This window comes from Dickeya sp. ws52 (assembly GCF_007210685.1).
Taxonomy (GTDB): domain Bacteria; phylum Pseudomonadota; class Gammaproteobacteria; order Enterobacterales; family Enterobacteriaceae; genus Dickeya; species Dickeya chrysanthemi.
The window spans coordinates 81,418-106,002 of record NZ_SZVX01000017.1 but is presented as its reverse complement, the minus strand read 5'-3'; the positions used below and the strand labels follow the sequence as shown (position 1 = coordinate 106,002).

24 protein-coding genes are annotated in these 24,585 nt (G+C 55.3%); 6 read left to right on the top strand and 18 right to left on the bottom strand.

The window, feature by feature from the left end; translation table 11 throughout:
- Positions 1-510 precede the first annotated feature (510 nt).
- From FDP13_RS16365 to FDP13_RS16340, 6 genes are all read right to left on the bottom strand, one after another.
- Positions 511-1,272 carry an amino acid ABC transporter ATP-binding protein gene (locus FDP13_RS16365; protein ID WP_143839909.1) on the bottom strand — a complete coding sequence of 254 codons (762 nt, stop codon included), beginning with the start codon at positions 1,270-1,272 and terminating at the stop codon, positions 511-513.
- 8 nt (positions 1,273-1,280) lie between these two features.
- The gene (locus FDP13_RS16360) at positions 1,281-2,375 is read right to left on the bottom strand and encodes an amino acid ABC transporter permease (protein WP_199886346.1); all 1,095 of its coding nucleotides are present in this window, start codon (positions 2,373-2,375) and stop codon (positions 1,281-1,283) included.
- 9 nt (positions 2,376-2,384) lie between these two features.
- Positions 2,385-3,563 (bottom strand): amino acid ABC transporter permease, encoded by a 1,179-nt coding sequence (locus FDP13_RS16355; protein WP_015848161.1) that lies wholly within the window; start codon positions 3,561-3,563, stop codon positions 2,385-2,387.
- A gap of 72 nt (positions 3,564-3,635) precedes the next feature.
- Positions 3,636-4,661 (bottom strand): amino acid ABC transporter substrate-binding protein, encoded by a 1,026-nt coding sequence (locus tag FDP13_RS16350; RefSeq protein WP_027713400.1) that lies wholly within the window; start codon positions 4,659-4,661, stop codon positions 3,636-3,638.
- Positions 4,662-5,189: 528 nt separating this feature from the next.
- Complete coding sequence (locus FDP13_RS16345) at positions 5,190-5,855, bottom strand: amino acid ABC transporter permease (RefSeq protein WP_027713399.1); 666 nt, start codon at positions 5,853-5,855, stop codon at positions 5,190-5,192.
- Between the two features lie 27 nt (positions 5,856-5,882).
- Positions 5,883-6,653 (bottom strand): amino acid ABC transporter substrate-binding protein, encoded by a 771-nt coding sequence (locus FDP13_RS16340; RefSeq protein WP_143839907.1) that lies wholly within the window; start codon positions 6,651-6,653, stop codon positions 5,883-5,885.
- A 250-nt stretch (positions 6,654-6,903) separates the two neighbouring features.
- Here FDP13_RS16340 and FDP13_RS16335 point away from each other — a divergent pair, with 250 nt between their 5' ends.
- Together FDP13_RS16335 and FDP13_RS16330 are read left to right on the top strand one after the other, a co-directional pair.
- Positions 6,904-8,046: an endonuclease/exonuclease/phosphatase family protein gene (locus FDP13_RS16335; RefSeq protein ID WP_143839906.1), complete on the top strand. Its 1,143-nt coding sequence runs from the start codon at positions 6,904-6,906 to the stop codon at positions 8,044-8,046.
- A gap of 305 nt (positions 8,047-8,351) precedes the next feature.
- Positions 8,352-9,575 carry a multidrug effflux MFS transporter gene (locus FDP13_RS16330; RefSeq protein WP_143839905.1) on the top strand — a complete coding sequence of 408 codons (1,224 nt, stop codon included), beginning with the start codon at positions 8,352-8,354 and terminating at the stop codon, positions 9,573-9,575.
- On the opposite strand, the gene FDP13_RS16325 is transcribed toward FDP13_RS16330, so the two are convergent.
- Entirely contained in the window at positions 9,576-10,469 is an 894-nt protein-coding gene (locus FDP13_RS16325; RefSeq protein WP_143839904.1) for a LysR family transcriptional regulator, read from the bottom strand.
- A gap of 276 nt (positions 10,470-10,745) precedes the next feature.
- Here FDP13_RS16325 and FDP13_RS16320 point away from each other — a divergent pair, with 276 nt between their 5' ends.
- The 3 genes from FDP13_RS16320 to FDP13_RS16310 are packed head-to-tail and all read left to right on the top strand — an operon-like array spanning position 10,746 to position 12,457.
- Entirely contained in the window at positions 10,746-11,141 is a 396-nt protein-coding gene (locus tag FDP13_RS16320) for a cupin domain-containing protein (RefSeq protein WP_015848153.1), read from the top strand.
- Positions 11,141-11,389 (top strand): hypothetical protein, encoded by a 249-nt coding sequence (locus FDP13_RS16315; protein ID WP_143839903.1) that lies wholly within the window; start codon positions 11,141-11,143, stop codon positions 11,387-11,389. Before FDP13_RS16320 ends, FDP13_RS16315 begins: the two co-directional genes overlap by 1 nt.
- Positions 11,390-11,404: 15 nt before the next feature.
- A complete protein-coding gene (locus FDP13_RS16310; protein ID WP_015848151.1) occupies positions 11,405-12,457 on the top strand; it encodes an NAD(P)-dependent alcohol dehydrogenase in 1,053 nt (350 codons plus the stop codon).
- Between the two features lie 167 nt (positions 12,458-12,624).
- On the opposite strand, the gene fis is transcribed toward FDP13_RS16310, so the two are convergent.
- From fis to FDP13_RS16255, 11 genes are all read right to left on the bottom strand, one after another.
- Positions 12,625-12,921, bottom strand: a complete 297-nt coding sequence (gene fis, locus FDP13_RS16305) for a DNA-binding transcriptional regulator Fis (protein WP_012883002.1) — start codon at positions 12,919-12,921, stop codon at positions 12,625-12,627.
- Positions 12,922-12,944: 23 nt separating this feature from the next.
- Positions 12,945-13,910: a tRNA dihydrouridine synthase DusB gene (gene dusB / locus FDP13_RS16300; protein WP_015848150.1), complete on the bottom strand. Its 966-nt coding sequence runs from the start codon at positions 13,908-13,910 to the stop codon at positions 12,945-12,947.
- 331 nt (positions 13,911-14,241) lie between these two features.
- Entirely contained in the window at positions 14,242-15,129 is an 888-nt protein-coding gene (prmA, locus tag FDP13_RS16295) for a 50S ribosomal protein L11 methyltransferase (protein ID WP_015848149.1), read from the bottom strand.
- Positions 15,130-15,143: 14 nt separating this feature from the next.
- A complete protein-coding gene (gene panF / locus FDP13_RS16290; RefSeq protein ID WP_143839902.1) occupies positions 15,144-16,595 on the bottom strand; it encodes a sodium/pantothenate symporter in 1,452 nt (483 codons plus the stop codon).
- Positions 16,585-16,827, bottom strand: a complete 243-nt coding sequence (locus tag FDP13_RS16285) for a YhdT family protein (RefSeq protein WP_143839901.1) — start codon at positions 16,825-16,827, stop codon at positions 16,585-16,587. The genes panF and FDP13_RS16285 overlap by 11 nt, the downstream gene beginning before the upstream one ends.
- Positions 16,828-17,021: 194 nt before the next feature.
- Positions 17,022-18,365, bottom strand: coding sequence for an acetyl-CoA carboxylase biotin carboxylase subunit (gene accC, locus FDP13_RS16280; RefSeq protein WP_027713377.1), 1,344 nt, complete (start codon positions 18,363-18,365; stop codon positions 17,022-17,024).
- A gap of 11 nt (positions 18,366-18,376) precedes the next feature.
- Positions 18,377-18,841 carry an acetyl-CoA carboxylase biotin carboxyl carrier protein gene (gene accB / locus FDP13_RS16275; RefSeq protein ID WP_027713376.1) on the bottom strand — a complete coding sequence of 155 codons (465 nt, stop codon included), beginning with the start codon at positions 18,839-18,841 and terminating at the stop codon, positions 18,377-18,379.
- 35 nt (positions 18,842-18,876) lie between these two features.
- On the bottom strand, positions 18,877-19,329 hold the full coding sequence (aroQ, locus tag FDP13_RS16270; RefSeq protein ID WP_015848144.1) for a type II 3-dehydroquinate dehydratase: 453 nt from the start codon (positions 19,327-19,329) through the stop codon (positions 18,877-18,879).
- 239 nt (positions 19,330-19,568) lie between these two features.
- Complete coding sequence (msrQ, locus tag FDP13_RS16265; protein ID WP_015848143.1) at positions 19,569-20,168, bottom strand: protein-methionine-sulfoxide reductase heme-binding subunit MsrQ; 600 nt, start codon at positions 20,166-20,168, stop codon at positions 19,569-19,571.
- 82 nt (positions 20,169-20,250) lie between these two features.
- On the bottom strand, positions 20,251-21,252 hold the full coding sequence (msrP, locus tag FDP13_RS16260) for a protein-methionine-sulfoxide reductase catalytic subunit MsrP (protein ID WP_143839900.1): 1,002 nt from the start codon (positions 21,250-21,252) through the stop codon (positions 20,251-20,253).
- Positions 21,253-21,437: 185 nt separating this feature from the next.
- Positions 21,438-22,424, bottom strand: coding sequence for an MDR family oxidoreductase (locus FDP13_RS16255; protein ID WP_040002818.1), 987 nt, complete (start codon positions 22,422-22,424; stop codon positions 21,438-21,440).
- Between the two features lie 152 nt (positions 22,425-22,576).
- Here FDP13_RS16255 and csrD point away from each other — a divergent pair, with 152 nt between their 5' ends.
- Positions 22,577-24,523 (top strand): RNase E specificity factor CsrD, encoded by a 1,947-nt coding sequence (csrD, locus tag FDP13_RS16250; protein WP_015848140.1) that lies wholly within the window; start codon positions 22,577-22,579, stop codon positions 24,521-24,523.
- Positions 24,524-24,585 lie beyond the last annotated feature (62 nt).

The window sequence follows — 24,585 nt, the reverse complement described above, 5'->3', positions numbered from 1 at the left end:
CGCCGATGGTAGTGTGGGGTCTCCCCATGCGAGAGTAGGGAACTGCCAGGCATCAAACAGAGCGAAGGGCTCGGTCGAAAGATCGGGCCTTTTGTTTTTTGGTGGCACGGTGGGTGACGGTACTCTGCGGCCCTGCGTGTGGATACGCGTTGTTATATTAGCGCTGCGTTTTTATGGCATAGCTCTGGCGGCAACGTTAATTCACCGGGCAATCATCTATTCTATCCACCGGATAATCACTTCTGCGGTTATGTCCCGGTTACTCTGATCGGGTCCGTGGGAAAGCTGCTTCGATGCTTCTCCAATCCGGCCTCTGCTTCCACATTCATTGCCTTCATCTCTCACATATGTCCCCTCCCTGTCCCTGTTGTTTTGTCTTGTGTGGATGAAAACATCTTCAGTGAGAAGTTGCTGCCTACAGAAGGGGGGCGTGCTGATTCTAATGTGCAAAGTGAAGGTATAAAAAAAGCCCGCACATAGTGGGCGGGCCTGGAGCGTTGTAGGCAGTGTTTAATGAAGAATTTGCGCCAGAAACGTTTGTGTACGCTCTGAGCGTGGGCTGCTGAAGAAGATATCCGGCGGCGCCTGTTCGACGATCTCACCCTGATCCATAAAGATCACCCGGTTGGCAACAGTACGGGCGAAACCCATTTCATGGGTTACACACAGCATGGTCATACCATCTTCTGCCAGACCCAGCATGGTATCCAGCACTTCTTTCACCATCTCTGGATCCAACGCCGATGTCGGTTCGTCAAACAACATAATTTTCGGCTTCATGCACAGTGAGCGGGCAATCGCGACACGCTGCTGCTGACCACCGGAAAGCTGGCCAGGGTATTTGTGGGCGTGGGCGGCGATACGGATTCGCTCCAGATAATGCATTGCCAATGCTTCCGCTTCTTTTTTCGGCATGTTGCGCACCCAGCTCGGCGCCAGCGTGCAGTTTTGCAAAACCGTAAGATGCGGGAACAGGTTGAAGTGCTGGAACACCATACCAACTTCGGTTCTGATTTTTTCAATGTTGCGGCTGTCATGATTAAGCTCAATGCCATCAACCACGATACGACCTTGCTGATGTTCTTCCAGGTGATTGATACAGCGGATCGTGGTTGATTTACCGGAGCCTGACGGCCCACATAACACAATACGCTCGCCTTGCTTAACGAGCAGGTTGATGTCTTTCAGTACATGGAACTGCCCATACCACTTATTCACATTTTCCAGCGTGATCATGTAGTCGGAAGAAGATGCTAATGTGTCCTGGTTCATGGATAACCTCAATGGGACTTATGTCCAGTATCAAAACGTTTTTCTAAATGCTGGCTATAGCGCGACATGCTAAAGCAGAAGATCCAATAGATAATGGCGGCGAAGACATAGCCTTCTGTGGACATGCCTAGCCAGGCCGGGTCAACCGTTGCCTGCTGAATACTGCTGAACAGGTCGAACAGACCGATGATGATCACCAGACTGGTGTCCTTGAACAGGGCGATAATGGTGTTGACCAGACCGGGGATCACCATTTTCAGCGCCTGAGGCAGAATCACCAGTCCTTGCATACGCCAGTAACCCAGAGCCAGAGACTGCGCCGCTTCATACTGCCCTTTTGGCAATGCTTGCAAGCCGCCGCGCACCACTTCTGCGACATACGCTGACTGGAACAGGATGACCCCAACCAAGGCGCGTAGCAGCTTGTCGATATTGGTGCCTTCCGTCAGGAACAGCGGCAACATCACGGAGGACATAAACAACACTGTAATCAGCGGTACGCCACGCCAGAACTCGATGAAAATCACGCATAGCGCACGCAGTACCGGCATGTTGGAGCGGCGCCCCAGCGCCAGCAAGATCCCCAACGGCAACGCACCGGCGATGCCGATAGCCGCGATAATGATGGTTAGCGTCAGTCCGCCCCACTGGCGTGTTTCTACGCGAGTCAGACCGCCAAAGCCACCGAACAGCAACCACCAGGCGATCAACGGATAGACGATGCACCAGATGGCGATATAACGGCCGCGACGCGGCAGATTGCGCCAGAACATCGGCAGGATGCTGATCAGTGCCAGCACCAGTGCGAAGTTGATGCGCCAGAGTTCTTCCCGTGGATACAACCCATACATGAATTGTTCGAAACGGGCATGAACGAATACCCAGCACGCACCGTCACTGGTGCAATCCGATCGTGTTGAGCCTATCCAACTGGCTTTGATGATGGCCCAATTCAGCAGTGGTGGGATCAGCGTCCACAGTAGCCATAAGCAAACCAACGTTAAGATGCTGTTGGATATGCTGGAGAACAGGTTTCGCCGCGCCCAGGTGATGGCATCGTTAATGGGCGTCGGATGGGATGGAGTGTGTGTCGTCATAGTCATCCTGTTCCTTTAACGCTCAATTAAGGCGATTTTCCGGTTATAGATGTTCATCAGTAATGAGATCAGCAGGCTGATAATCAGGTAGACCGACATGGTGATGGCGATGGTTTCAATCGCTTGACCGGTCTGATTCAGCACCGTGCCTGCAAATAGCGACACCATATCGGGATAGCCAATTGCGGCGGCCAGTGAAGAGTTTTTCACCACGTTTAGGTACTGGCTGGTCAATGGCGGAATAATCACGCGCAGTGCCTGCGGCAGAATAACCTTACGCAGCGTAACCGGCTTGGGCAGGCCCAACGACAACGCCGCTTCATGTTGTCCATGGGAGACGGATTGGATACCGGAACGAATGATCTCGGCGATAAACGACGAGGTATATACCGATAATGCCAGCGCCAGCGCGGCCAGTTCGGGGATCAGTACCAGGCCGCCGTTAAAGTTAAACCCTTTCAGTACCGGAAAATCCCCATGCAGTGCCTGGCCAAAGATCAAATGAGACAGCCCCAACAGGACTATCAGCATGACCAGAGGAATAGGCCAATAACGACGTTGCTGACCGGTTAATTCATGGTAGCGTTTATTGCGGCGATGCAGCGCGACGGCACATCCCAGCGAAATGAGCAGCACGAGGAAAGACGGCAGCGCTCCCGGGCCGAACTCGGCGGCCGGAATATATAACCCCCGGTTACTGAGGAAAAAGGTATCGAACGCGTTCACAGCCTGACGAGGACCGGGTAGGTTGCGTAATACCGCGAAATACCAGAAGAAGATTTGTAGTAACGGCGGAATATTACGAAACGTTTCGATGTAAATTGTTGATAGCTTACGCAGCAGCCAGTTATCAGACAGCCGGGACAGACCGACAATAAACCCCAGCAGCGAGGCGCAGATAATACAGATAGCCGACACCAGTAGCGTGTTCAGCAAGCCGACGACAAAAACGCGGGCGTAAGTATCGCCTTGTTCATAGTCAATCAGGTGTTGAACAATACCGAAACCGGCACTGTTATTCAGAAAGGCAAAGCCTGACGTAATCCCGCGCTGTGCCAGATTCGTTACCGTGTTGTGCAGCAGGTAGCCGACGGTAGTCACAACGATAACGACCGCCAGAATTTGGTACAACCAGGCGCGCACCGCTGGATTAGTCAGTGATAAATCACCTTTCACGGTTGGGCGTTGCAGCATGTTGGAGCCTCAGTGACAGATAAAGCAAGGGCACGGCTGGTTCGCAGCGCGTGCCCGTTTTAGCATCAGGGATTAGCGAACGGTAGGAGCGTACTGGATGCCGCCTTTATTCCACAGTTCGTTCAGGCCACGTTTGATTTTCAGCTCGCTGCCCTGACCGACGTTGCGCTCAAATACTTCGCCGTAGTTGCCTACCTGTTTGACGATTTTGAACGCCCAGTCAGCTGGCAGTTTCAGATCTTTACCGAAGTTGCCTTCTTTACCCAACAGGTGCGCCATGTCTGGGGTGGTTGGTTTGGCTGCCATCTGATCGACGTTCTGAGAGGTGATGCCCATTTCTTCGGCATTCAGCATGGCAAACAGTGTCCAGCGGACAATCGCGAACCAATCTTCGTCACCGCGGCGTACCACCGGGCCCAGCGGTTCTTTAGAGATAACCTCCGGCAGAACCACGAAATCGGCCGGTTTGCCCAGCTTGATGCGCAGGGCATACAGCTGAGACTGGTCGGAAGCCAATGTATCGCAGCGGCCGGAGTCCAGCGCTTTAGCGCTTTCGTCGGAGCGGTCGAAGGTCACCGGGGTGTACTTCATGTTGTGGGTTTTGAAGTAGTCGGCTACGTTCAGCTCGGTGTCGGTGCCGGCCTGGATACAAACGGTTGCGCCGTCCAGCTCTTTGGCGCTTTTCAGCCCGGCTTTGTTATGAGTCAGGAAGCCGATACCGTCGTAGTAGGTCACGCCTGTGAACAGCAGGCCCATGCCGCCATCGCGGGAGGATGTCCAGGTAGTGTTACGGGACAGCAGGTCCACTTCGCCGGATTGCAGAGCGGTGAAACGCTCTTTGGCGGTCAGCGGGGTGTATTTGACTTTATTGGCATCGCCAAAAATGGCTGCAGCGACACCACGGCAGACGTCAACGTCGATACCGGAGTATTTGCCGTTGGCATCGGCATACGAGAAACCAGGAAGTCCATCGCTGATACCGCACTGCACGAACCCTTTCTTTTGAATGGCATCAAGGGTTGCGCCCGCGTGTGCCTGGTTGATGAAGGCAAACAGTGAAGCGCTGGCAACCAGCGTAGACATAATCACTTTTTTCATAATCATCGTATGTGCCTAATGTAATAGTAATGTGCTGTTGTGTGTTGGCGCAGTCATGGCCGCGCCTGCTCTGTCTGTCGATGGGTGACTCCGACGCTGTATGCCGGACACCGTCATGTTAAGAAAGCAAAAACGATGCCAGCTTGTGATCACAGTGATACAGGCAGGAAACTAAATCGCTTGCGTAGTAAATCGAGATAAATGAGGGGTATAGCGGGATAAAGCCAAGGCATAGGGTGCACCAAAATGGCGGCATTGTTATTTTAATGATCCAATCTGGTGCAACTTAGGCAAAAAACAGCGGTTAATGGGTTGATGCTGCCTCAAGGAGAGCAATGGCCAGCGGCGGCGCTATCTGTTTTAGTGCAGCGCGTTCCGGTAATCGCGTTCCGGTAACCAGTAGCAGGCTCGTAAAGCCAATAACGGCGGTACAGCAGGGCTTTCAGGGGGATTAATCCGGAAGGAATATAAGAAGGCAGACCATTCGGACTCGTCTGCCTGCCGGTTATCTGGCCTATCGATCGGTTATCAATGTACCGTGTGGCGCTGGTAGTATTTTTCCAGTCGCGCCTGTAGTTTGCTCAGCACGGTGCTGAACATCAGGTAGATGAGTGCGGCTTCGATGTACAGGATCAGTGGTTCATAAGTGACCGATACGATGCGTTGCGCCGCCAGAAACATTTCAGGCACGGTGATGACGGCGGCCAGCGAGGTGTCCTTGACCAGTGAAATAAAGGTATTCGCCAGCGGCGGCAGCGAGACAAAAACGGATTGCGGAACGATCACCCAGCGAATAGCCTGCGCGCCGCTCATGCCGAGCGAATAGGCGGCGTTCCACTGGCCTTTCGGGACGGAAAGAATAGCGCCGCGTACGATTTCCGAGCTGTACGCACCGACATTCAGGCTAAATCCAATCAGTGCCGCCGGGAAGGCATCCAGCGTAATGCCGGCGTTAGGCAAGCCATAGAAAATCAGAAATAGCTGGACCAGCAACGGTGTACCGCGAATCACCCACACGTAAAAGTCGCAGATCTTTTTCAGCGGTTTGGGGCCATACAGGCGCAATAACGCCACCAGTACGCCGAGCATCAGCCCAAGGGCAAAGGAAAGAATCGCGAGAGGAACGGTGAAGGTCAGTCCGGCAGAAAGCAGACTCCAGAAGGAGTCTGCCATAAGTTGTAGCCATGATGGCATATCTACAATAGCTCCGATATCAATGCATTATTTGGAAACGTCTTGTCCAAAGTATCGCACAGAAATCGTCTTATAGGTGCCGTCGGCTTTGATTTGATCCAACGCTTTATTCAGCGCTTCAACCAGTTGCGGCTGGTTCTTGCGTACCAGAATGGCCGACGGATCGCCGCTTTCAGCGGTAGCGACCACTTTTACCTTGGCGTCAGGTTTGTGTTTTTTGAAGTCCAGGAACGACAGGTTATCGTTCAGGGTGGCTTCGGCACGGCCGCTCAGCACCAGTTCCAGCGACTGGTTGAAGCCGTCGGTCGGCACGATCTCCGCACCGTAGCTGGTAGCCAGCTTGGAGTAGTTGCTGGTCAGGCTCTGAGCGGATTTGTGGCCTTTCAGGTCGTTGAACGATTTGATGCTGGTGTTATCGCTGCGTACGATCAATACCGATTTGGCATCGATATACGGGTTGGAAAAGTCATACTTTGCCTGACGCTCTTTGGTTACGCCCACCTGGTTGATGACGGCATCGTAGCGTTTGGCGTCTACGCCGGCGATCAACCCGTCCCAACGGCCTTCGACGAACTCAGCTTTCACACCCAGTTTTTCCGCCACCGCGCGGCCGACATCTACATCGAACCCGACCAGTTTGCCGGAGGCATCATGGTAGGTATAAGGCGCGTAAGTGCCTTCAGTGCCGAATTTAATCACACCGGCCGCCTTGATGGCGCTGAGATCGTCCTGTGCATGAGCCAGTACGCTGGTAACCAGTAAGGCGCCGGTCAGTAATGCTAAGCGAGATTTTTTCATCATTGTTCCTGCCAGAGATGGCTGTTGCCGTTGTGAGTCAGAAATGCTGCGAATTTACGTGATGTCATGATGTTTGCCAAGTCCATAACGACATGGCTTATATCTGCTATGAATATAGTGAGCGTCGGTATTTTTTACCAATGAGCATCGCGGGACAGTGTGATATACGGTGGTAACAATCGGTAGCCAGACTAGGGGGTGTCCCGTAACTGGTTATTTCCCGCCATAGCCTGTCGCCTGAGGAGGAGCCATGAAGCTCAGACTTGCCAGCTATAACGTTGAAAACTTGTTTCACCGTACTGCGATTCTTAACCTGCCTGACCCGCAACAAAGCAGTGAATTACTGGAGAAGGTTCGCCAGTTACAAACGCTGCTGGATGATGATAAGTATGACGATGTCCTGAAAGACCGGGTTTTTACCCTGACCAGCAATCTCCAGCCGTATATCGACTTGCGGGTTGACGGCGGCTCGCTGGGAAGCTGGAAAAACGAAGCGGGCAAGACCGGATTTCGGATTAACAAGAGTTGCCGTGGGCGACGTGACTGGCTGGGCGAGCTGGTTTTTCGTGCCGAACCCTTTGGCGATCAGCAGCGGCAAAATACCGGGTTGGTCATCAAGGCGCTGAAAGCCGATATTCTGTGCGCAGTCGAGGTGGAGAATATGGCGGTGCTGCGTGATTTCAATCAGCAGATTCTGGCGGATCACGCGTTTGCTCAGTATGTCATGATCGATAGCCCGAACGATCCGCGCGGTATTGATGTTGCCTGCCTCACTCGTCATCGCATTACCCAGTTGCGTACCCATATTTTTGATGCGAGCGCGTCGTTTACTCCGCTGTTCAGCCGCGATTGCCTGGAGGTGACGATAGACGTCGGCCTGCCGCAGCCGGTGCATGTGCTGTGTAATCACTTCAAAAGCCAGAACGGCCGTAACGATGAAGAGCGCGAGCGGGCGGCCAAACGTCGGCTCGCTCAGGCGGAGCGCGTTGCCGAGATTGTGCGCGGGTACAATTTGCAGCAGGAGTATGTCGTGGTAATGGGGGATCTGAACGAGGATGCCGCTAATCCCTGGCACAGCCTGACGCCGTTGTTTTCCATACCGGATTTACACCCGGTGATTGATCCTAACCTGCCGGAAACGGCGCGTTATACCTATTATTTCTCCGGCGGAAAACCGCAGGAGCGATTAAACCAACTGGACTATATCTTCATATCTACGCCGCTACATCGCGCGAAGGTCACCTGCGGCATCGAACGACGCGGTATCTATAACATTGATAAGATCGCCGCTAAAGAGGGCGCAGAACCGGTGACGCCGTTCCCGACCGTCACTTCCTGGGATACCGGCGCTTCGGATCATGCCGCCGTGTGGGTGGAGTTGGATATTACCTGAGTACAACGGGCAACGCGCAACGATTGTCGTGCTATCGATTAAGTGAACGAGGCGGTTTGCCCGCCGCGTTTCACTCCCGGCTTCGGGTGCTGTAAGTATATTCATGAGTCACATTCATAAGTACAAGCATTTCCTCTCTATAGTATTCATTCCGGCGGCTACTTACATTATCGCCCATCAAGACCTGATGGAGAAAAGAACATGTCGCAGCGAATTTGGTTGATTACCGGAGTGAGTACCGGTTTTGGTCGTGAACTGACACAGCCATTATTGGCAAAGATCACCCTGGCCGGATTTTTTGATTAATGAATAATAAAACAACGTTAATGTCTGGTGAGGCGCTGACGCCGCATTACCGGCGCGATGTACGCATTTTGATCATTCTCAGCACACTGATGTCGTTTGCGTCCATCGCCACCGATTTATACTTGCCCGCTATGCCGACCATCAGCCAGCAATTGCGGATGCCGCATGGTGGTATTGAGTTAACCCTGTCCGGGTTTCTGGTTGGTTTCAGCGTAGGGCAGTTGTTTTGGGGGCCGATAGGCGATCGTTTCGGGCGGCGTGTGCCCATCTTCGTTGGCTTGGCGATTTTCGCGCTGGGGTCGGCGGGGTGTGCGTTATCCACAACGGCAGGAGAACTGATTGCCTGGCGGGCGATACAAGCGCTGGGAGCGTGTGCCGGGCCGGTGTTGGCGAGGGCGATGGTGCGGGATCTCTATTCACGGGAACAGGCCGCACAGATGTTATCGACCCTGATTATGTTCATGGCAGTGGCGCCGTTGTGCGGGCCGTTGCTGGGCGGGCAGATTCTGGCGTACGCCAACTGGCAGGCCATTTTCTGGGTAATGGCGGCCATGGGAGGCGTGGCGGTGATCGCCACGGTTGTGTTGCCGGAAACTTTGCCGGTGGCGGCGCGCTCCACCGTACCGCTGGCTGAGGTTTTTAAAGCTTACCTTCCGCTGCTACGCCATAAACGGATTATGGGGTATGCCATTGCCAGCACATGTTATTACGGCGGTTTTTACGTGTTCATCGCCGGTACGCCGTTTGTCTACATCGACTATTATCAGGTGCCATCTCAGGCTTATGGGCTGCTATTTGGCGTTAATATCATCGGCGTTATGCTGGCCAACTTTTTTAACCGGCGGCTGGTGTTGTCCTGGGGCAGCGAGCGGTTGTTCCATCTGGGAAGCCGTCTGGCCGCGTTGGCGGGGGTGCTCATGGCGATCAACGCATGGACAGACTGGTTCGGGATTGCGGGGTTGGTCGTGCCTTTTTTACTGTATGCCGCCATGAATGGCTTTATTGTCGCCAATGCGATTGCCGGCGCGCTGGCGGACGCGACCGGGCGTGTCGGCGCGTGCTCATCGTTGATTGGTGCGATGCAATATGGTTCGGGCATTATCAGCGCTTCCGTGCTGGGCTGGCTGGCAGACGGCACGCCCTGGCCGATGGGCGGGTTGATTGGTGTCTGCGCGTTGGGCATCATCTTGACGGCAGGGCTGATGCGCCGCGTGCACCCGTAGTCAGCCGCGATAGCGCAGCGCGTCGATAAACAGAGAAAAGGCGGCGGTGTGCTGTTTCCGGCTGGGATAGTACAGGTAATAGCCGGGAAATGGTTCACACCACGCCTCCAGTACCTGAATAAGACGCCCTTCCGCCACCGCCGACCGGATAGTGTCTTCCGGGACGTAAGCCAGCCCCAACCCGGACAGTGCCGCATCGATACGGTGCTGGAGGTTGTTGAATGTCAGTTGCCCATCGACCCGCACGCGGATTTCCCGCCCGTCTCTGGAAAATTCCCAGGCGAATAGTCCCCCCAATGTGGGAAGGCGCATGTTGATGCAGCGGTGCTGTTGCAGTGACTGCGGCGTGTCGGGTCGCGGGTGGTGGGCGAAATACGTCGGCGAACCCACTACGGCCATACGCATATCCGGGCCGATGCGCACGGCAATCATGTCTTTGGCGACCTGTTCGCCCAATCGCACACCGGCGTCAAAGCGCTCGTGGACAATATCCGTCAGCGTATTGTCGACGGTAATTTCCAGATGGATATCCGGATACTGGCTGAGAAAGGGTTTCAATACCGGCCAAAGGACAAAATTCACTGCGTGCTCTCCGGCCGTCAAACGAATGTTGCCCGCCGGTTTATCGCGCATCTCCCCCAAATCTTCCAATGCGTATTCAAGCTCGTTTAGCGATGGTGAAATGTTGCCGAGCAGGCGCTCGCCGGCTTCGGTTAACGACACGCTGCGCGTGGTACGTGTTAACAGGCGAACGCCCAACCGCTCTTCCAGGCTGCGCATGGCATGGCTCAGCGCCGACTGGGAGATACCCAGCTTTGCGGCCGCCCGAGTAAAGCTCTTTTCCTGCGCAACCATACGAAACGAAATAAGATCGCTGAAATTTTCTTTAAGCACTGACTTTCCTCCCCACCGGCACGACGCGTGACACTATACTGAATAAATATATGAATTTAACTCATAGCTCCATGCGGATTTCCTCGTCTAGTCACCGGTTATCAGGCGCGATAGGTTTTTATCAGCGTTTTGCACCGGTGAGGACACCGGCAATGGGCGATGTTGGCTGGCGCCAACCATACTGATAGCGCGACCTATGGCGCACAGGTTTTATGCCATATCCCATCGCTCGGTTGAGGTTAATGCCGGCAATCAGGCCGGAAGTAGAGGAAAAAAATGAAGATCATTCGTAATGGCTCGCAGCCTTCCCGGCAGGGCCCGCAAGCGTGGTTTACCGGTCAGGTACGCATTGACGCACCGTTTCAGGCGACGGAGCCAGCCCGTGTAGGCGGCGCGACCGTCACCTTTGAACCCGGTGCGCGTACCGCTTGGCACACCCATCCGCTGGGGCAAACGCTGATTGTGATTCAGGGGCGCGGCTGGGTTCAGGAGTGGGGAAAAGAGGTTAATGAAATCAATCCGGGGGATATCGTCTGGATCCCTGAAGGGGTGAAACATTGGCACGGCGCAACGGCAGAAACTGCGATGACGCATATCGCGATTGCCGAGTCGCTTGACGGCAGCGTCGTCGAATGGCTGGAGCACGTCAGTGATGAGCAATATCCGAAATAATGCAGCAAATCTCGATATGGTTGTGGGTGAAGCCCGGCGTGGCGGGGTGCGAGCTGGCGCAACGTATTACCGAACCTGACAGGCGGGGCGTCAAGTTGCGCGAGGGCGACTATGCTATTCCTACAGCGTCGTTTGCCTGGGACGCGGCACTTGCCATCTGCCGACATGACGATGTCGCTACTAACGACATTCTGTTTCGCCCGGCCCGGCAAGAGACCTATCAGGAATTGTCTTCACACGTTGAATAAGGCAAGGAGTCAACTATGACCATGAAAGTACTGGGGTATGCTGCACAGTCGTCAGCCGCGCCATTAGCACCGTTCCACTTTACCCGCCGCACGCCACGCCCGGACGATGTCGTGGTGGATATTCTCTATTGCGGTGTTTGTCACTCCGACCTACATCAGGCCCGTAATGACTGGGGATTTAGCCATTATCCGTTGGTTCCCGGCCATGAAATTATTGGGCGAGTTACTGCCGTTGGCAATCAGGTCACCAAATTCAAACCTGACGATCTGGTGGGTATCGGTTGTATGGTGGATTCGTGTCGTGAGTGCCAGCCGTGCCAGCAGGGACTGGAGCAATACTGTGAAGAAGGCAGCGTGCAGACCTATAATGGGGTCGATCGTCATGATCACCAGCCGACTTATGGCGGCTATTCCCAGCAAATCGTCGTCTCACAGGATTTCGTGCTGAGTATTCCCACATCGATGGATCTGAAATCGGCGGCGCCGCTGTTGTGCGCCGGGATTACCACTTGGTCGCCGCTGCGTCACTGGAACGTCGGTAAAGGCAGCAAGGTGGCGGTGGTCGGGCTGGGTGGTCTGGGCCATATGGCGATTAAGCTGGCTCACGCGCTCGGTGCGGAAGTGACGCTATTCACTCGTTCTCCCGGCAAAGAGGCCGACGCCCGGCGTTTAGGAGCCGACCGCATTGTGTTGTCGACTGAGGCGTCGCAGATGGCGACGGTCAAAGGGCAGTTCGACTTGATCATCGACACTGTGCCCTACGAGCATGACATCAATCCTTACATGCCGACGCTGACGGTAGACGGCACCTTAGTGTTTGTGGGGTTGTTGGGTGATATCAACCCGATGCTCAACACTGTTTCGATGATTCTGGGGCGGCGGTCGGTCGCGGGTTCATGCATCGGCGGCATCGCTGAAACGCAGGAAATGCTCGATTTCTGCGGCGAGCATGGCATCACTTCCGACGTGGAAATGATCGATATTCAGAACATCAACGTGGCCTATGAACGTATGTTGAAAAGCGACGTGAAATACCGGTTTGTTATCGATATGGCATCGCTGGCTTAAGCTTGTCGGCGCGGGTATCCACAAACGGCTGGGAATCGCTAACGATCGGGTAATCCAGCCTGGCGGGGTAGAAAATCGAAGGGTAATAAGTAAAAAGGGTAATAAGTAAAAAGGCGCGATCCAAATCGGTATCGCGCCTTTTGTATTTCGTGGATGACTGATGGTTATCAGTTCATGCCGTATTTTTTCAGTTTCTTACGCAGCGTACCGCGGTTGATGCCCATCATCAGGGCGGCGCGGGTCTGGTTGCCGCGGGTGTACTGCATCACCATGTCCAACAGCGGCTGCTCTACTTCAGCCAGTACCAGCTCATACAGGTCATTCACGTCCTGACCATTCAGTTGAGCGAAATAGTTCTTCAGTGCCTGTTTAACCGAGTCGCGCAGGGGTTTTTGGGTTACCTGAGCCTGAGAGTTTACAGTGGAAACGGTCAGTACGTCAGAATTCACGCGTTGTTCGAACATAGTTCTGTCAGCTCTTTTTCTGTTTACGCAAGATTTTCAAAATATGCCTTCAACGCCTCCAGCTGTTCGCCGGCGTCCTCTATGGCGTTGAATGTGCGCCTAAACTGGTCGTTTGGGGCGTGCTCCTGGAGATACCAGGACACGTGCTTACGTGCTATACGAAATCCCTTGCCTGGACCATAAAAGTCGTGCAATTCCCGTATATGCCCGATCAACAAGCGCTTGACCTCTGCCAGTGGCAGGGGCGGCAGCAACTCCCCTGTGTCCAGATAATGCTGGATTTCCCGAAAGATCCAGGGTCTTCCCTGAGCGGCTCGTCCTATCATCAGGGCATCAGCCCCGGTGTAATCAAGAACCGCTCTGGCTTTGCGCGGGTCAGTAATGTCGCCATTCGCAATAACGGGAATGGAAACACTCTGCTTAACTGTCCGAATGCTGTCGTATTCCGCTTCGCCATTGAACAGACACGCACGCGTGCGTCCATGAACGGTCAGCGCCTGAATACCACAATCTTCAGCCAATTGGGCAATCTCTACACAGTTACGGTGCTCCGGCGCCCAGCCGGTACGGATTTTTAGCGTCACCGGTACGTCTACCGCTTTCACCACCGCCGTCAGGATCTGTTTCACCAACTCCGGGTACTGCAACAGCGCCGAACCGGCCATCTTGCGGTTCACCTTTTTGGCCGGGCATCCCATGTTGATGTCGATGACCTGTGCGCCGTTTTCCGCGTTGATTCTGGCGGCTTCCGCCATTTCATCCGGATCGCCGCCGGCTATCTGTACCGCTCGGATACCGGGCTCATCGCTATGTACCATGCGCAACCGCGACTTGTCCGAACGCCACACTTCCGGATTGGAAGAGAGCATCTCGGAAACCGTCATTCCAGCGCCCATCGCGTAACAGAGAGCCCGGAAAGGGCGATCGCTTACGCCCGCCATCGGGGCGGCAATCAAACGATTAGGAAGCTGAAATTGTCCAATGCGCATAGACAAAGAGTGACCATACTGTGCCTGCAAGGGCGCGTATATTACGCATTTTTTACGCGATAGGAAAGGCCAAACTTTGAGCAATTGAGCGGAACAGATCAAGGAAATGCTGCATTGCTTCTGCGCGGTTTTTATTTTCCCTTTGTTTACAGAGTGTTATTCCTGCGCTGCCGATTTTGTGTACATGCCGGGGAAATTAAACATCCGCCTGAATATGCTGTTTCACCGCATAGAAATAGTGATTGATGGTAACAGTAGTCGGTTTGTCCAACGAAATATCCGCATCAGACGCCTGCCGACGCGTGATGCGTCGACAGGTTAACGCGGCGGGTCAGGCCGGTTTACGGATACCGGTAATACGGCACCACTCTTCTTTTTCCGCCACCGGGTCGAGCTGGAATCGCTCTGCATAGGCTTGCGCCACACTCTGCGCCTGTGAAGCCAGAATGCCGGACAGGCCGAGATGGCCGCCGGTTTTTGGCAGCACGCTGATCAGCGGCGCCAGCTCGCGCAGCGGGCCGGCCAGAATATTGGCCACCACCACATCGGCAGACAGATCGTTGGGTTGATCCTTCGGCAGATACAGCTCCAGACGTTCAGACACGCCGTTGCGCTGGGCATTATCGCGACTGGCCTGAATCGCCTGCGGGTCGATATCGATGCCGATAGCATGGGCGGCGCCGAGTTTCAGGGCGGCGATCGCCAGAATGCCGGAGCCGCAGCCGAAATCGATGACGGTTTTGCCGTCCAGATCCAACCCGTCGAGCCATTGCAGGCACAGCGAGGTGGTGGGGTGGGTGCCGGTGCCGAATGCCAGGCCGGGGTCCAGCATCACGTTGACCGCGTTCGGGTCCGGTACGTCACGCCAGCTTGGGCAAATCCACAGCCGCTTGCCGAACTGCATCGGATGGAAGTTTTCCATCCATTCCCGCTCCCAGTCTTTGTCTTCCAACTGCTCGATTTTGTGTGGGAAACCGGCACCGAGCAGCGGTTCCTGCTCCAGTATGGCAACGACCTCGGCCATATCGGTTTCGGCGTCGTACAGGCCAATCACGTCGGTATCGCCCCACAAACGGGTTTCGCCCGGCAGGGGTTCGAACACCGGCGTGTCATGCGTGTCCTGAAACGTGACCGAGACGGCACCGCTTTCAGACAGCGCGTCGCCTAATTGCTCCGCATGTGCGCCGGAGGTATTAATTTTCAGTTGAATCCACGGCATAGCAGCCTCTGACCTCAAAGTGATGAAGATGCAGCAACCGCTGATGCAGGCTGACGCCCTAAGCGGTTACCCAGAATAAACGCCACCAGGCTTAACAGCAGCGATGGCACAATCGGATGAAAGCCGGCCAGTTGGAGATTGAAGCTGGCGAGCAGGGTGTAGCTGACGGCGCCGCTGAACATCGAGCTCAGCGCGCCGGCGGCGTTGGCGCGTTCCCAATAGAGGCCGAGTACCAATGGCCACAGGAACACCGCTTCCAGCCCGCCGAACGCCAGCAGGTTCAACCAGATGATCATTTCCGGCGGTCGCCATGACGCCAGCAGCACCAGCAGGCCGAGCAGCAGGGTGGTAAAACTGGATAAATGCCGGATGTAGCGCTCATCGCTTATTTTCTGAGGATAGACGCTCAGGTAGAGATCTTTCACGATCGTGGCGGAAGCCTGAAGTAAATGAGCGTTAATGTTCGACATGATGGCGGCAGTCGGTGCCGCCAGGAAGATCCCGGCGGCCAGCGGCGGCAGCACGGTTAGCATCAGTTCCGGCAACACCTGATCCGGAATGGTCAGGTTAGGCAGAATGGCGCGCCCTAGCGCCCCGGCCAGATGCATACCCAGCATCAGCACGCTGATGACAATCGTCCCGATCAAGATGCCGCGGTGCAGCGCTTTGCTGTCACGGTAGGAAATGCAGCGCACGGCGGTATTGGGCAGGCCGATCACGCCGAAACACACCAGTACCCAGAATGAGGCCATGAACGGTGCGGACAGGATCTGATTGCTGCCGTGCGGATCGACCAGCGCCGGGTTGATCTGCGCCAGTTTGTCGACGGCGGACGATAGCCCGCCTGCCGCGTAGATAACGCCTGCCAGCAGCAGCACGGTGCCGATCAGCATCACGATGCCTTGCAGCGCATCGTTCAGTACGCTGGCGCGAAAGCCGCCGAATGCGGTATAGAGCAAGATGGTAATACCGAAAATCAGCAGCCCGACGTTATAAGGCACATGCGCCACCGTTTCCAACAGCCGCGCGCCGCCGATGAACTGCACCGCCATCGCGCCGATAAACGCTACCAGCAGGCTCAGGCTGGCAAACCACACCAGCAAACGGCTGCCGTAGCGGGCGTACAGCATGTCATTGAGGGTAATGGCGTTGTAACGGCGTGCCAGAATCGCGAATTTCTTACCGAGAATGCTCAACGACAACAGCATCGTCGGCACCTGAATCATTGATAACAGTACCCAGCCCAGCCCGTATCTATAGGCCGCGCCGGGGCCGCCGATAAACGAGCTGGCGCTGACATACGTGCCGATTAACGTCATGGCCAGTACAAAGCCGCCCATCGAACGGTTGCCGATAAAGTACTCGGTGAGAAAGTTACCCTGCTGGCGATGCCGCCAGGCATAGACCGACAGACCAAACACCAGTAACAGATAAGCCATCAACGGCAGGATGACATCACTCTGCATCGTGATTCTCCAGTGAAATATCGCGGAAGATGACGCGCACCATCAGCCAGCACAAGCCGATGAACAATAGCGGCAGCAACAGACAGGCCAGTTCGAACCAGTGCGGCAAACCGGTCAGGCCGGGACGGTTGTCGGGTAGATAGGCAAAGAGCATCCAGGCCGCCAGATAAGCCAGCGTCAACATCAGTGACCAGCGGGCTTCGCGGTGGGCCTGCAAAAAGCGTTTATCCATGATTTCCCCCTAAATCCAGCAGGAATCAGCGTTTATGGCGCTTGTAATGTGTATAGATGACACAAAACAGGGGATTTTACGGCATGTCAGCCAATTGCCCAGCGAAAAATCGAGATATCGAACCAGAAAGCGGCGAATAGCGCAGAAATAAAAACGGGCCGGCATGGGCCGACCCGTTTCATCGGTGCGGAAGATTACTGCAGGCCGAGTTTCTTCTCCAGATAGTGGATGTTGGTGCCACCATGCTGGAAGTTTTCGTCGGACATGATGCGCATCTGCAATTCCACATTGGTCTTGATGCCATCAATGATCAGCTCAGCCAACGCATTCTTCATGCGGGAAATGGCGATGTCGCGGCTTTCCCCGTAAGTGATCAGTTTGCCGATCATGGAATCGTAATGCGGCGGTACGGTATAACCGGCATAAATGTGCGATTCCCAACGAACGCCAAAACCGCCTGGCGCGTGGAAGCGGGTGATCTTGCCTGGGCTCGGCATGAAGTTGTTCGGGTCTTCGGCGTTGATACGGCATTCCACCGCGTGACCGCGTACTTTCACTTCTTCCTGCTTGATGGACAGCGGCTGACCGGCAGCGATACGCAACTGCTCTTTGATCAGGTCAACACCGGTGATCATTTCGGTTACCGGGTGTTCTACCTGAATACGGGTGTTCATTTCAATGAAATAGAACTCGCCATTCTCGAACAGGAATTCGAACGTGCCCGCACCGCGGTAGTTGATGTCTACGCACGCTTTGGCGCAACGTTCACCGATATAACGCCGCAGATCGGCGGTGATGCCCGGTGCCGGCGCTTCTTCCACCACTTTTTGGTGGCGGCGCTGCATGGAACAGTCACGCTCCGCCAGATAAATGGCGTTGCCCTGACCGTCGGCCAATACCTGGATTTCCACATGGCGTGGGTTTTCCAGATATTTTTCCATGTAGACCATATCGTTGTTGAACGCCGCTTTGGCTTCTGCGCGGGTCATCGCGATGGATTGTTCCAGCTCTTTTTCGCTACGTACGACGCGCATACCGCGACCGCCGCCGCCGCCGGAAGCTTTGATAATGACCGGATAACCGATGCGCTTGCCGATGGCGCGGTTCTTATCCATGTCGTCGCCCAGCGGGCCGTCAGAACCGGGTACGCAGGGCACGCCGGCTTTCTTCATGGCGCTGATGGCAGACACTTTGTCGCCCATCAGACGGATGGTGTCGGCGCGCGGGCCGATGAAGATAAAACCGGAACGTTCAACCTGCTCGGCGAAGTCAGCGTTTTCAGACAGGAAACCGTAACCGGGGTGGATGGCCACCGCACCGGTGATTTCCGCCGCAGCGATGATAGCCGGGATATTCAGATAGCTTTTTGGCGACGGAGCCGGACCGATACACACGGTTTCGTCCGCCAGCAATACGTGTTTCAGGTCGCGGTCCGCCGTGGAGTGCACCGCAACGGTTTTGATGCCCAGCTCTTTGCAGGCACGCAAAATGCGCAATGCAATTTCACCGCGGTTGGCGATGACAATTTTATCTAGCATGGTAAGCCTCGTTATTCGATGACAACCAGTGGCTCGTCAAATTCGACCGGCTGGCCGCTTTCAACCAGAATGGCTTTCACCACGCCTGCTTTGTCCGCTTCGATCTGGTTCATCATTTTCATTGCTTCAACGATGCACAGAGTATCACCCACTTTCACCTGCTGGCCGATTTCCACGAACGGTTTGGCATCCGGGCTCGGCGTGCGGTAGAAGGTACCGACCATCGGCGAACGCACCACATGACCACTGATGGCGGCCGGTGCGGCGGCTTCAGCAGCGGCGGCTGGTGCGGCGGCCGGGGCGGCAACTGGCGCTACCTGCGGCATCGGTGCATAGGCTTGTTGCATCATCGGGTAAGTGCCCGGTGCCGGAGCACGACTGATGCGTACCGACTCTTCGCCTTCGGAGATTTCCAGTTCGGCGATGCCGGATTCTTCAACCAGTTCGATCAGTTTCTTGATTTTACGAATATCCATGAATGTGGTTCCGTACTCTTGTTAATTGGAAATGGTTAATTGGATGTTGACAGGCGTTTTACCGCCGTCTGTAAACCATAATGGTATCCATCTGCCCCCAGACCGCAGATCACCCCAACTGATACATCAGACAGATAAGAGTGATGACGGAAAGGTTCACGTGCGTACACGTTACTCAGGTGGATTTCGATAAACGGGATGGAGACCGCCAACAGAGCATCCCGCAACGCCACGCTGGTGTGGGTAAACGCTGCCGGGTTAATCAGAATGAAATCGGTATTTCCTCTGGCCTGATGGATACGGTCAATCAGCTCATGTTCCGCATTCGACTGCAGGTGGGAAAGCCGCACGTTCAGCGCTGTCGCATCTTGTTCCAGCCGGCTCACGATCTCTGCCAGCGTCGTATGGCCGTATTTCTCCGGCTCACGGGTTCCCAGCAGATTCAGGTTTGGACCGTTAAGGAGCAAAATGTGAAACTTGTCTGCCATTGTGCTGCTATCTCCCTCGATTGGCTCAGTGGCGCACAACATAACGCGAAGCTATCCGTTTGTCACCCTTTGCGGAGCGAAAATGTCCCTTTTCATCCGCGCGGTTTGAACATTATAGCCATATCGTAGCAGTTAGCAGCCAAATACTGGTCTTATCTGCGGAGTTACCCGCGGCGTTATTGACAAAATTTTACGAAATATTGCTGAAAAGGCCGTTCGGCGCGTGTCGAAATGGCGGATTAACGACGCCATCGACGCAGCTTCTGGTAGCGAAAAAGCAGCAATATGACGGCAACTAAAGCGTAAATGATCGGCAATGGCGACAGCGATTTTACCGACCACAGGTAATGAACCGGCGCGAAGATCGCGACCAGATAAATCAGATTGTGCAGTGTTTGCCAGCCTGTCCCCAGTTTTCGCTGCGCGGACTGCGTAGAAGTGAATGTCAGCGCCAGCAGTATCAGCCAGCTTACCATCCCGAGTGTCAGGTAAGGGCGCAGGAGAATCTCTTTTCCCAGCAAATCGAGGTGATTAACCCCCAACTCTAGCAAGGTATAACTGAGCAGGTGCAGGCTGGCCCAGGCAAAACACCATAGCCCCAGTAGCCGTCGGCAGCGAATCAGCAACGGTTGTTTGCCGTAGCGCGCCAGCGGCGTCACCATCAGTGTCGCCAGCAGCAGCTTCAGCGCCATTCTGCCGGTAAAATGCTGGATATCTTTGGCCGGATCGGCGCTGAACTCGCCCTGATTAACCGCGAAGACCAGCCAAATCAACGGCAGGAACGCCGCCAGATGAAGCACCGTTTTCAGCACCGCGATGTGTCGTGACGTTAGACGCATACCGTCGCTTTCCTGTGCATGGATGAATACCCCTGAGGTGTCGTCATGAAATGCCTTGGGCCGGTTACATGCCTAAAGACGGTTAGAAGTTGGCCCGTAAATCCAGTCCCTGATACAACGACGCCACCTGATCGGCGTAACCGTTGAACAAGAGCGTCGGCTGGCGTTGCACATTCAGCAATCCACCGGCGCCGATGACCCGTTCGCTGGCCTGTGACCAGCGTGGATGATCAACGTTTGGGTTCACATTGGCGTAGAACCCGTACTCGTTGGGCGCGGTCAGATTCCAGGTGGAGGGCGGCTGTTGTCGCGTCAGGGTGATATGCACGATGGATTTGATGTTCTTGAAACCGTATTTCCACGGCGTAACCAGCCGTATCGGCGCGCCGTTTTGCGGCGGCAAGGTTTTGCCGTAAACACCGACCGCCAGCAAGGTCAGCGGGTGCATGGCTTCATCCAGACGCAGCCCTTCGACATAGGGGTAACCCAGGCCGCCGCCGATAAAACCGTCTTTCTGGCCGGGCATTTGCGCCGGGTCATACAAGGTCTGGAAAGCGACGTAACGCGCACTACCGGTCGGTTCGGCCAGTTTTATCAATTGCGCCAGTTCGAACCCGACCCACGGCACCACCATCGACCAGGCTTCGACGCAGCGAAAGCGGTAGATGCGTTCTTCCAGCGGGAAACGGCGCCGAATGTCGTCGATGTCCAGCGTGATGGGCTTGGCGACCTCACCGTCAATCCGCACCTTCCAGCCTTCGGTCTTGAGGCCGCCCGCGTTAGCGGCAGGGTCGGCTTTATCCAGACCAAATTCGTAGAAATTGTTATAACCGGTGACCTTGTCTTCCGGCGTTAACGCCAGATCAGGGTGCCACTGCGGCGGCTGACTGTACGTCAGCGGTTTACCGGGTGGGGCAACAGGGGCCGGCTTTCCCTTGAACCAGTTGAGCAGGTCGGCGCGGGCGCCGGACGGCAGGCTCAGTGTGGCGGCGGTAAGACCCAGCGCCTTGAGAACGGTGCGGCGCTGATGGAACAGTGATTCCGGCGTCACGTCGGCGTCGGTCAGTTTGCGATGTCTGGACATGGTGAACTCCCGCTTTTGATTATTGGTGTCAGGCTGGGGGATTCGGGTTGAATACACGCTTTGGTCTTGATGGCGTTGTCATCAGTATGCGGTGAAATAATGTGCCGGGGAATCGTTCTTTTTTTACCGGGTGTTACCAAAAAGAAGGAGGAACAGGTCGTTATCGACCTGTTCTGACGGAGGTATCAATCTGCGGTGCCGATGCGTACCAGCGTACGGCCGGTCACCCGGTTTTCCAGCAGTGCGGCGGCGGCGGCGGGAACCTGCTCCAGCGTAATTTCCTGTGCGACCTGTTCATAGAAAGCGGAAGGCAGCAGTGCCGCCAGGCGATGCCAGGCTTCCTCACGCCGGGCGCGCGGCGTCATCACCGAATCCACGCCTTGAAGGCGTACGTTGCGCAGGATAAATGGCATGACCGTGGTTGGCAGAGCGACGCCGCCTGCCAGCCCACAAGCGGCGACGGTCGCGCCGTAATGCATTTGGGCCAGCAGCGTCGCCAGTACCTGATCGCCCACTGTGTCGATAGCGCCTGCCCAGCGTTGTTTTTCCAGCGGACGACCGGCAGCGGCAAATTCCCGGCGATCCAGCACCTGATGAGCGCCAAGTTGTTGCAAATAGGCGCTGTTATCCGCCCGGCCGCTGACAGCCGTTACCTGATACCCCAGCGCGTGTAAGAGTGCAATGGCGGTACTGCCGACGCCGCCGCTGGCGCCGCTAACGACCACCTCGCCGCTTGCAGGCGTTACGCCGCCTTCTTCCAGCGCCATTACGCACAGCATGGCGGTAAACCCGGCGGTACCGATGATCATCGCCTGACGTGGCGTCAACCCTTGCGGCAACGGCACCAGCCAGTCAGCCCGGACTCGCGCCTGTTCCGCCAGTCCGCCCCAATGAGTTTCACCCACGCCCCATCCGGTCAGCACCACGGGCTGCCCGGTCTTGAAGTCGGGGTGGTCGCTATGGCGCACGGTGCCGGCGAAATCGATGCCCGGCACCATCGGAAATTGACGAATGATTTTTCCTTTGCCGGTGATGGCGAGTGCATCTTTATAGTTGATACCGGACCAATTCACATCGACAGTGACATCGCCATCAGGTAATTGTGATGGTTCGATGGTGTTGATGTCGGCTACAGTCCGGTTATCTTGTTGCCCGAGCACTAATGCGCGCATAAAAATCCTCCTTATCGGGGACAAAAATAGAGGTAAATCATTTAAGGACTATATTTGTAACAGGTAGTATGCGAACTGATAAATCGCAAAGAACACACAAAGTATCTCATGAAAGCATTTTTCAATTCTTTGATACGGAGTTAGGCGCAGGGATGGGGTTGACTGCCAGAATATCAATCGTAATGACGTTGCTGACGACATTGGCCGTGGTGCTGATGTTGGTCAGCAGCATTTTCAGTTTTGTGTGTTACAGCCAGCAACGGATGGAGCATCAGCTCAGGGCGGTGGCGGCGAGTATCGATCAGGCGCTGTTGGTACAGCCGCCCGACAATATCCAGTTCTGGTTACCGGCGGTGATGAAAGCCGCCGGCATTGTGGAACTGGAAATCCGCGATAATCATGAACGCCTCTTTTTCTTACGTTTGCCGGAAATGTTGTCCGACGCGGATGAACGGGCGCTGTTTTATCGTCACACCGCGTTATCGCTGCTGCATCACACTGATGTGCGGGTCAATGTCACCTATGCCGACCCGTTTTTTGGCGTACCGCGCTATCTCAAGGCCATGTTTTCGATGGTGCTGGCGATACTGATGAGCGCCGTCGGCGTTTTTCATGGCGTGCGCTGGGTTCGGCGTCAGATGGCAGGGCAGGAGCAACTGGAGAAACGGGCCCGACGGATTTTAGCGGGTGAACGCGATACCGTGATGCATGGTTCGGTACACGAATGGCCGGCCATGGCCAGCGGCGCTCTTGATCAGTTGCTGTTGGATCTGGTCGAGGCGCGTGAGGCTCGTAGTCGGGTCGATACCCTCATTCGCTCATTCGCGGCCCAGGATGCGCAAACCGGTCTGAATAATCGGCTGTTTTTCGAAAATCAGCTCGCCACACAATTGGAAGACCCGGAAGACGTCGGCACGCATGGCGTGGTGATGATGATCCGCCTGCCGGACTTCGATACCTTGCAGGAAACGCATGGCTACGGCGGTGTGCTTGAAGAATATCGCAATACGCTGATCAGCCTGCTGTCTACGTTTGTCCTGCGCTATCCCTCCGCGCTGTTGGCTCGTTACTACCACAGTGATTTTACGGTGCTGTTGCCGCATCGGACGCTGAAAGAAGCGGACAGTATCGCCAGCCAACTGGTGAAAGCCATCGACATTCTGCCGATGACGCCGCTCATCGATCGGGAAGATATTCTGCACATCGGTATTTGCGCGTATCACAGCGGGCAGACCACCGAACAGGTGATGGAAAGCGTGGAAGACGCCACCCGTAACGCGGTATTGCAGGGCGGTAACGGCTGGTGCGTTTATGACCGGTGGGTGCCGGAGAAAGGGCGCGGCAGCGTTAAATGGCGCACACTGCTGGAACACACCCTGTTGCGCGGCGGGCCGCGCTTGTATCAGAAACCGGCGATTACCTGCGATGGCGAGGTGCACCATCGGGAAATGTTTAGCCGAATTTATGATGGTACCCAAGAATTGCTGGAGGCGGAGTACATGCCGCTGGTGCGTCAGCTCGGCCTGACATCCGGTTATGACCGCCAGTTGATCACTCGGGTGATCGCTCTCACCGTCAGCTGGCAGGATTCGGTGCTGGCTTTCCCCATCACGGTGGATTCGCTGCTGCAACGGCCGTTCCTGCGCTGGTTGCGTGAAACACTGCTCCAGTGTCCGAAAAAACAGCGTCAGCGATTGTTGTTTGAGCTTGCAGAGGCCGATGTGTGTCAATATATCGGCCGTTTGCGTCCGATTCTGGCCATGATTACCGGCTTAGGTTGTCGGCTGGCGGTGACGCAGGCCGGGCTGACGCTGGTCAGCACCGCCTATATCAAGTCGCTGCATGTGGAGGTGATCAAACTCCACCCAGGATTGGTGCGTAGTCTGGATAAGCGACCGGAGAATCAGCTGTTTGTCAGCAGCCTGACCGAAGCCTGTAAGGGCACGCACGCTCAGGTGTTCGCCTCGGGCGTGCGAACGCGAGAAGAATGGCAGACATTGCTGGACAAAGGCGTTTGCGGCGGCCAGGGGGATCTGTTCGCCGCCTCCGAACCGGTAAGCAACACGCTGAAAAAATATTCACCGCGCACGTATGTTTGATGTCAAAATCCAAACAAACTAGCGTAGAATATCGGCGCCATGGCGTAGCTGGCCGGTTTGCT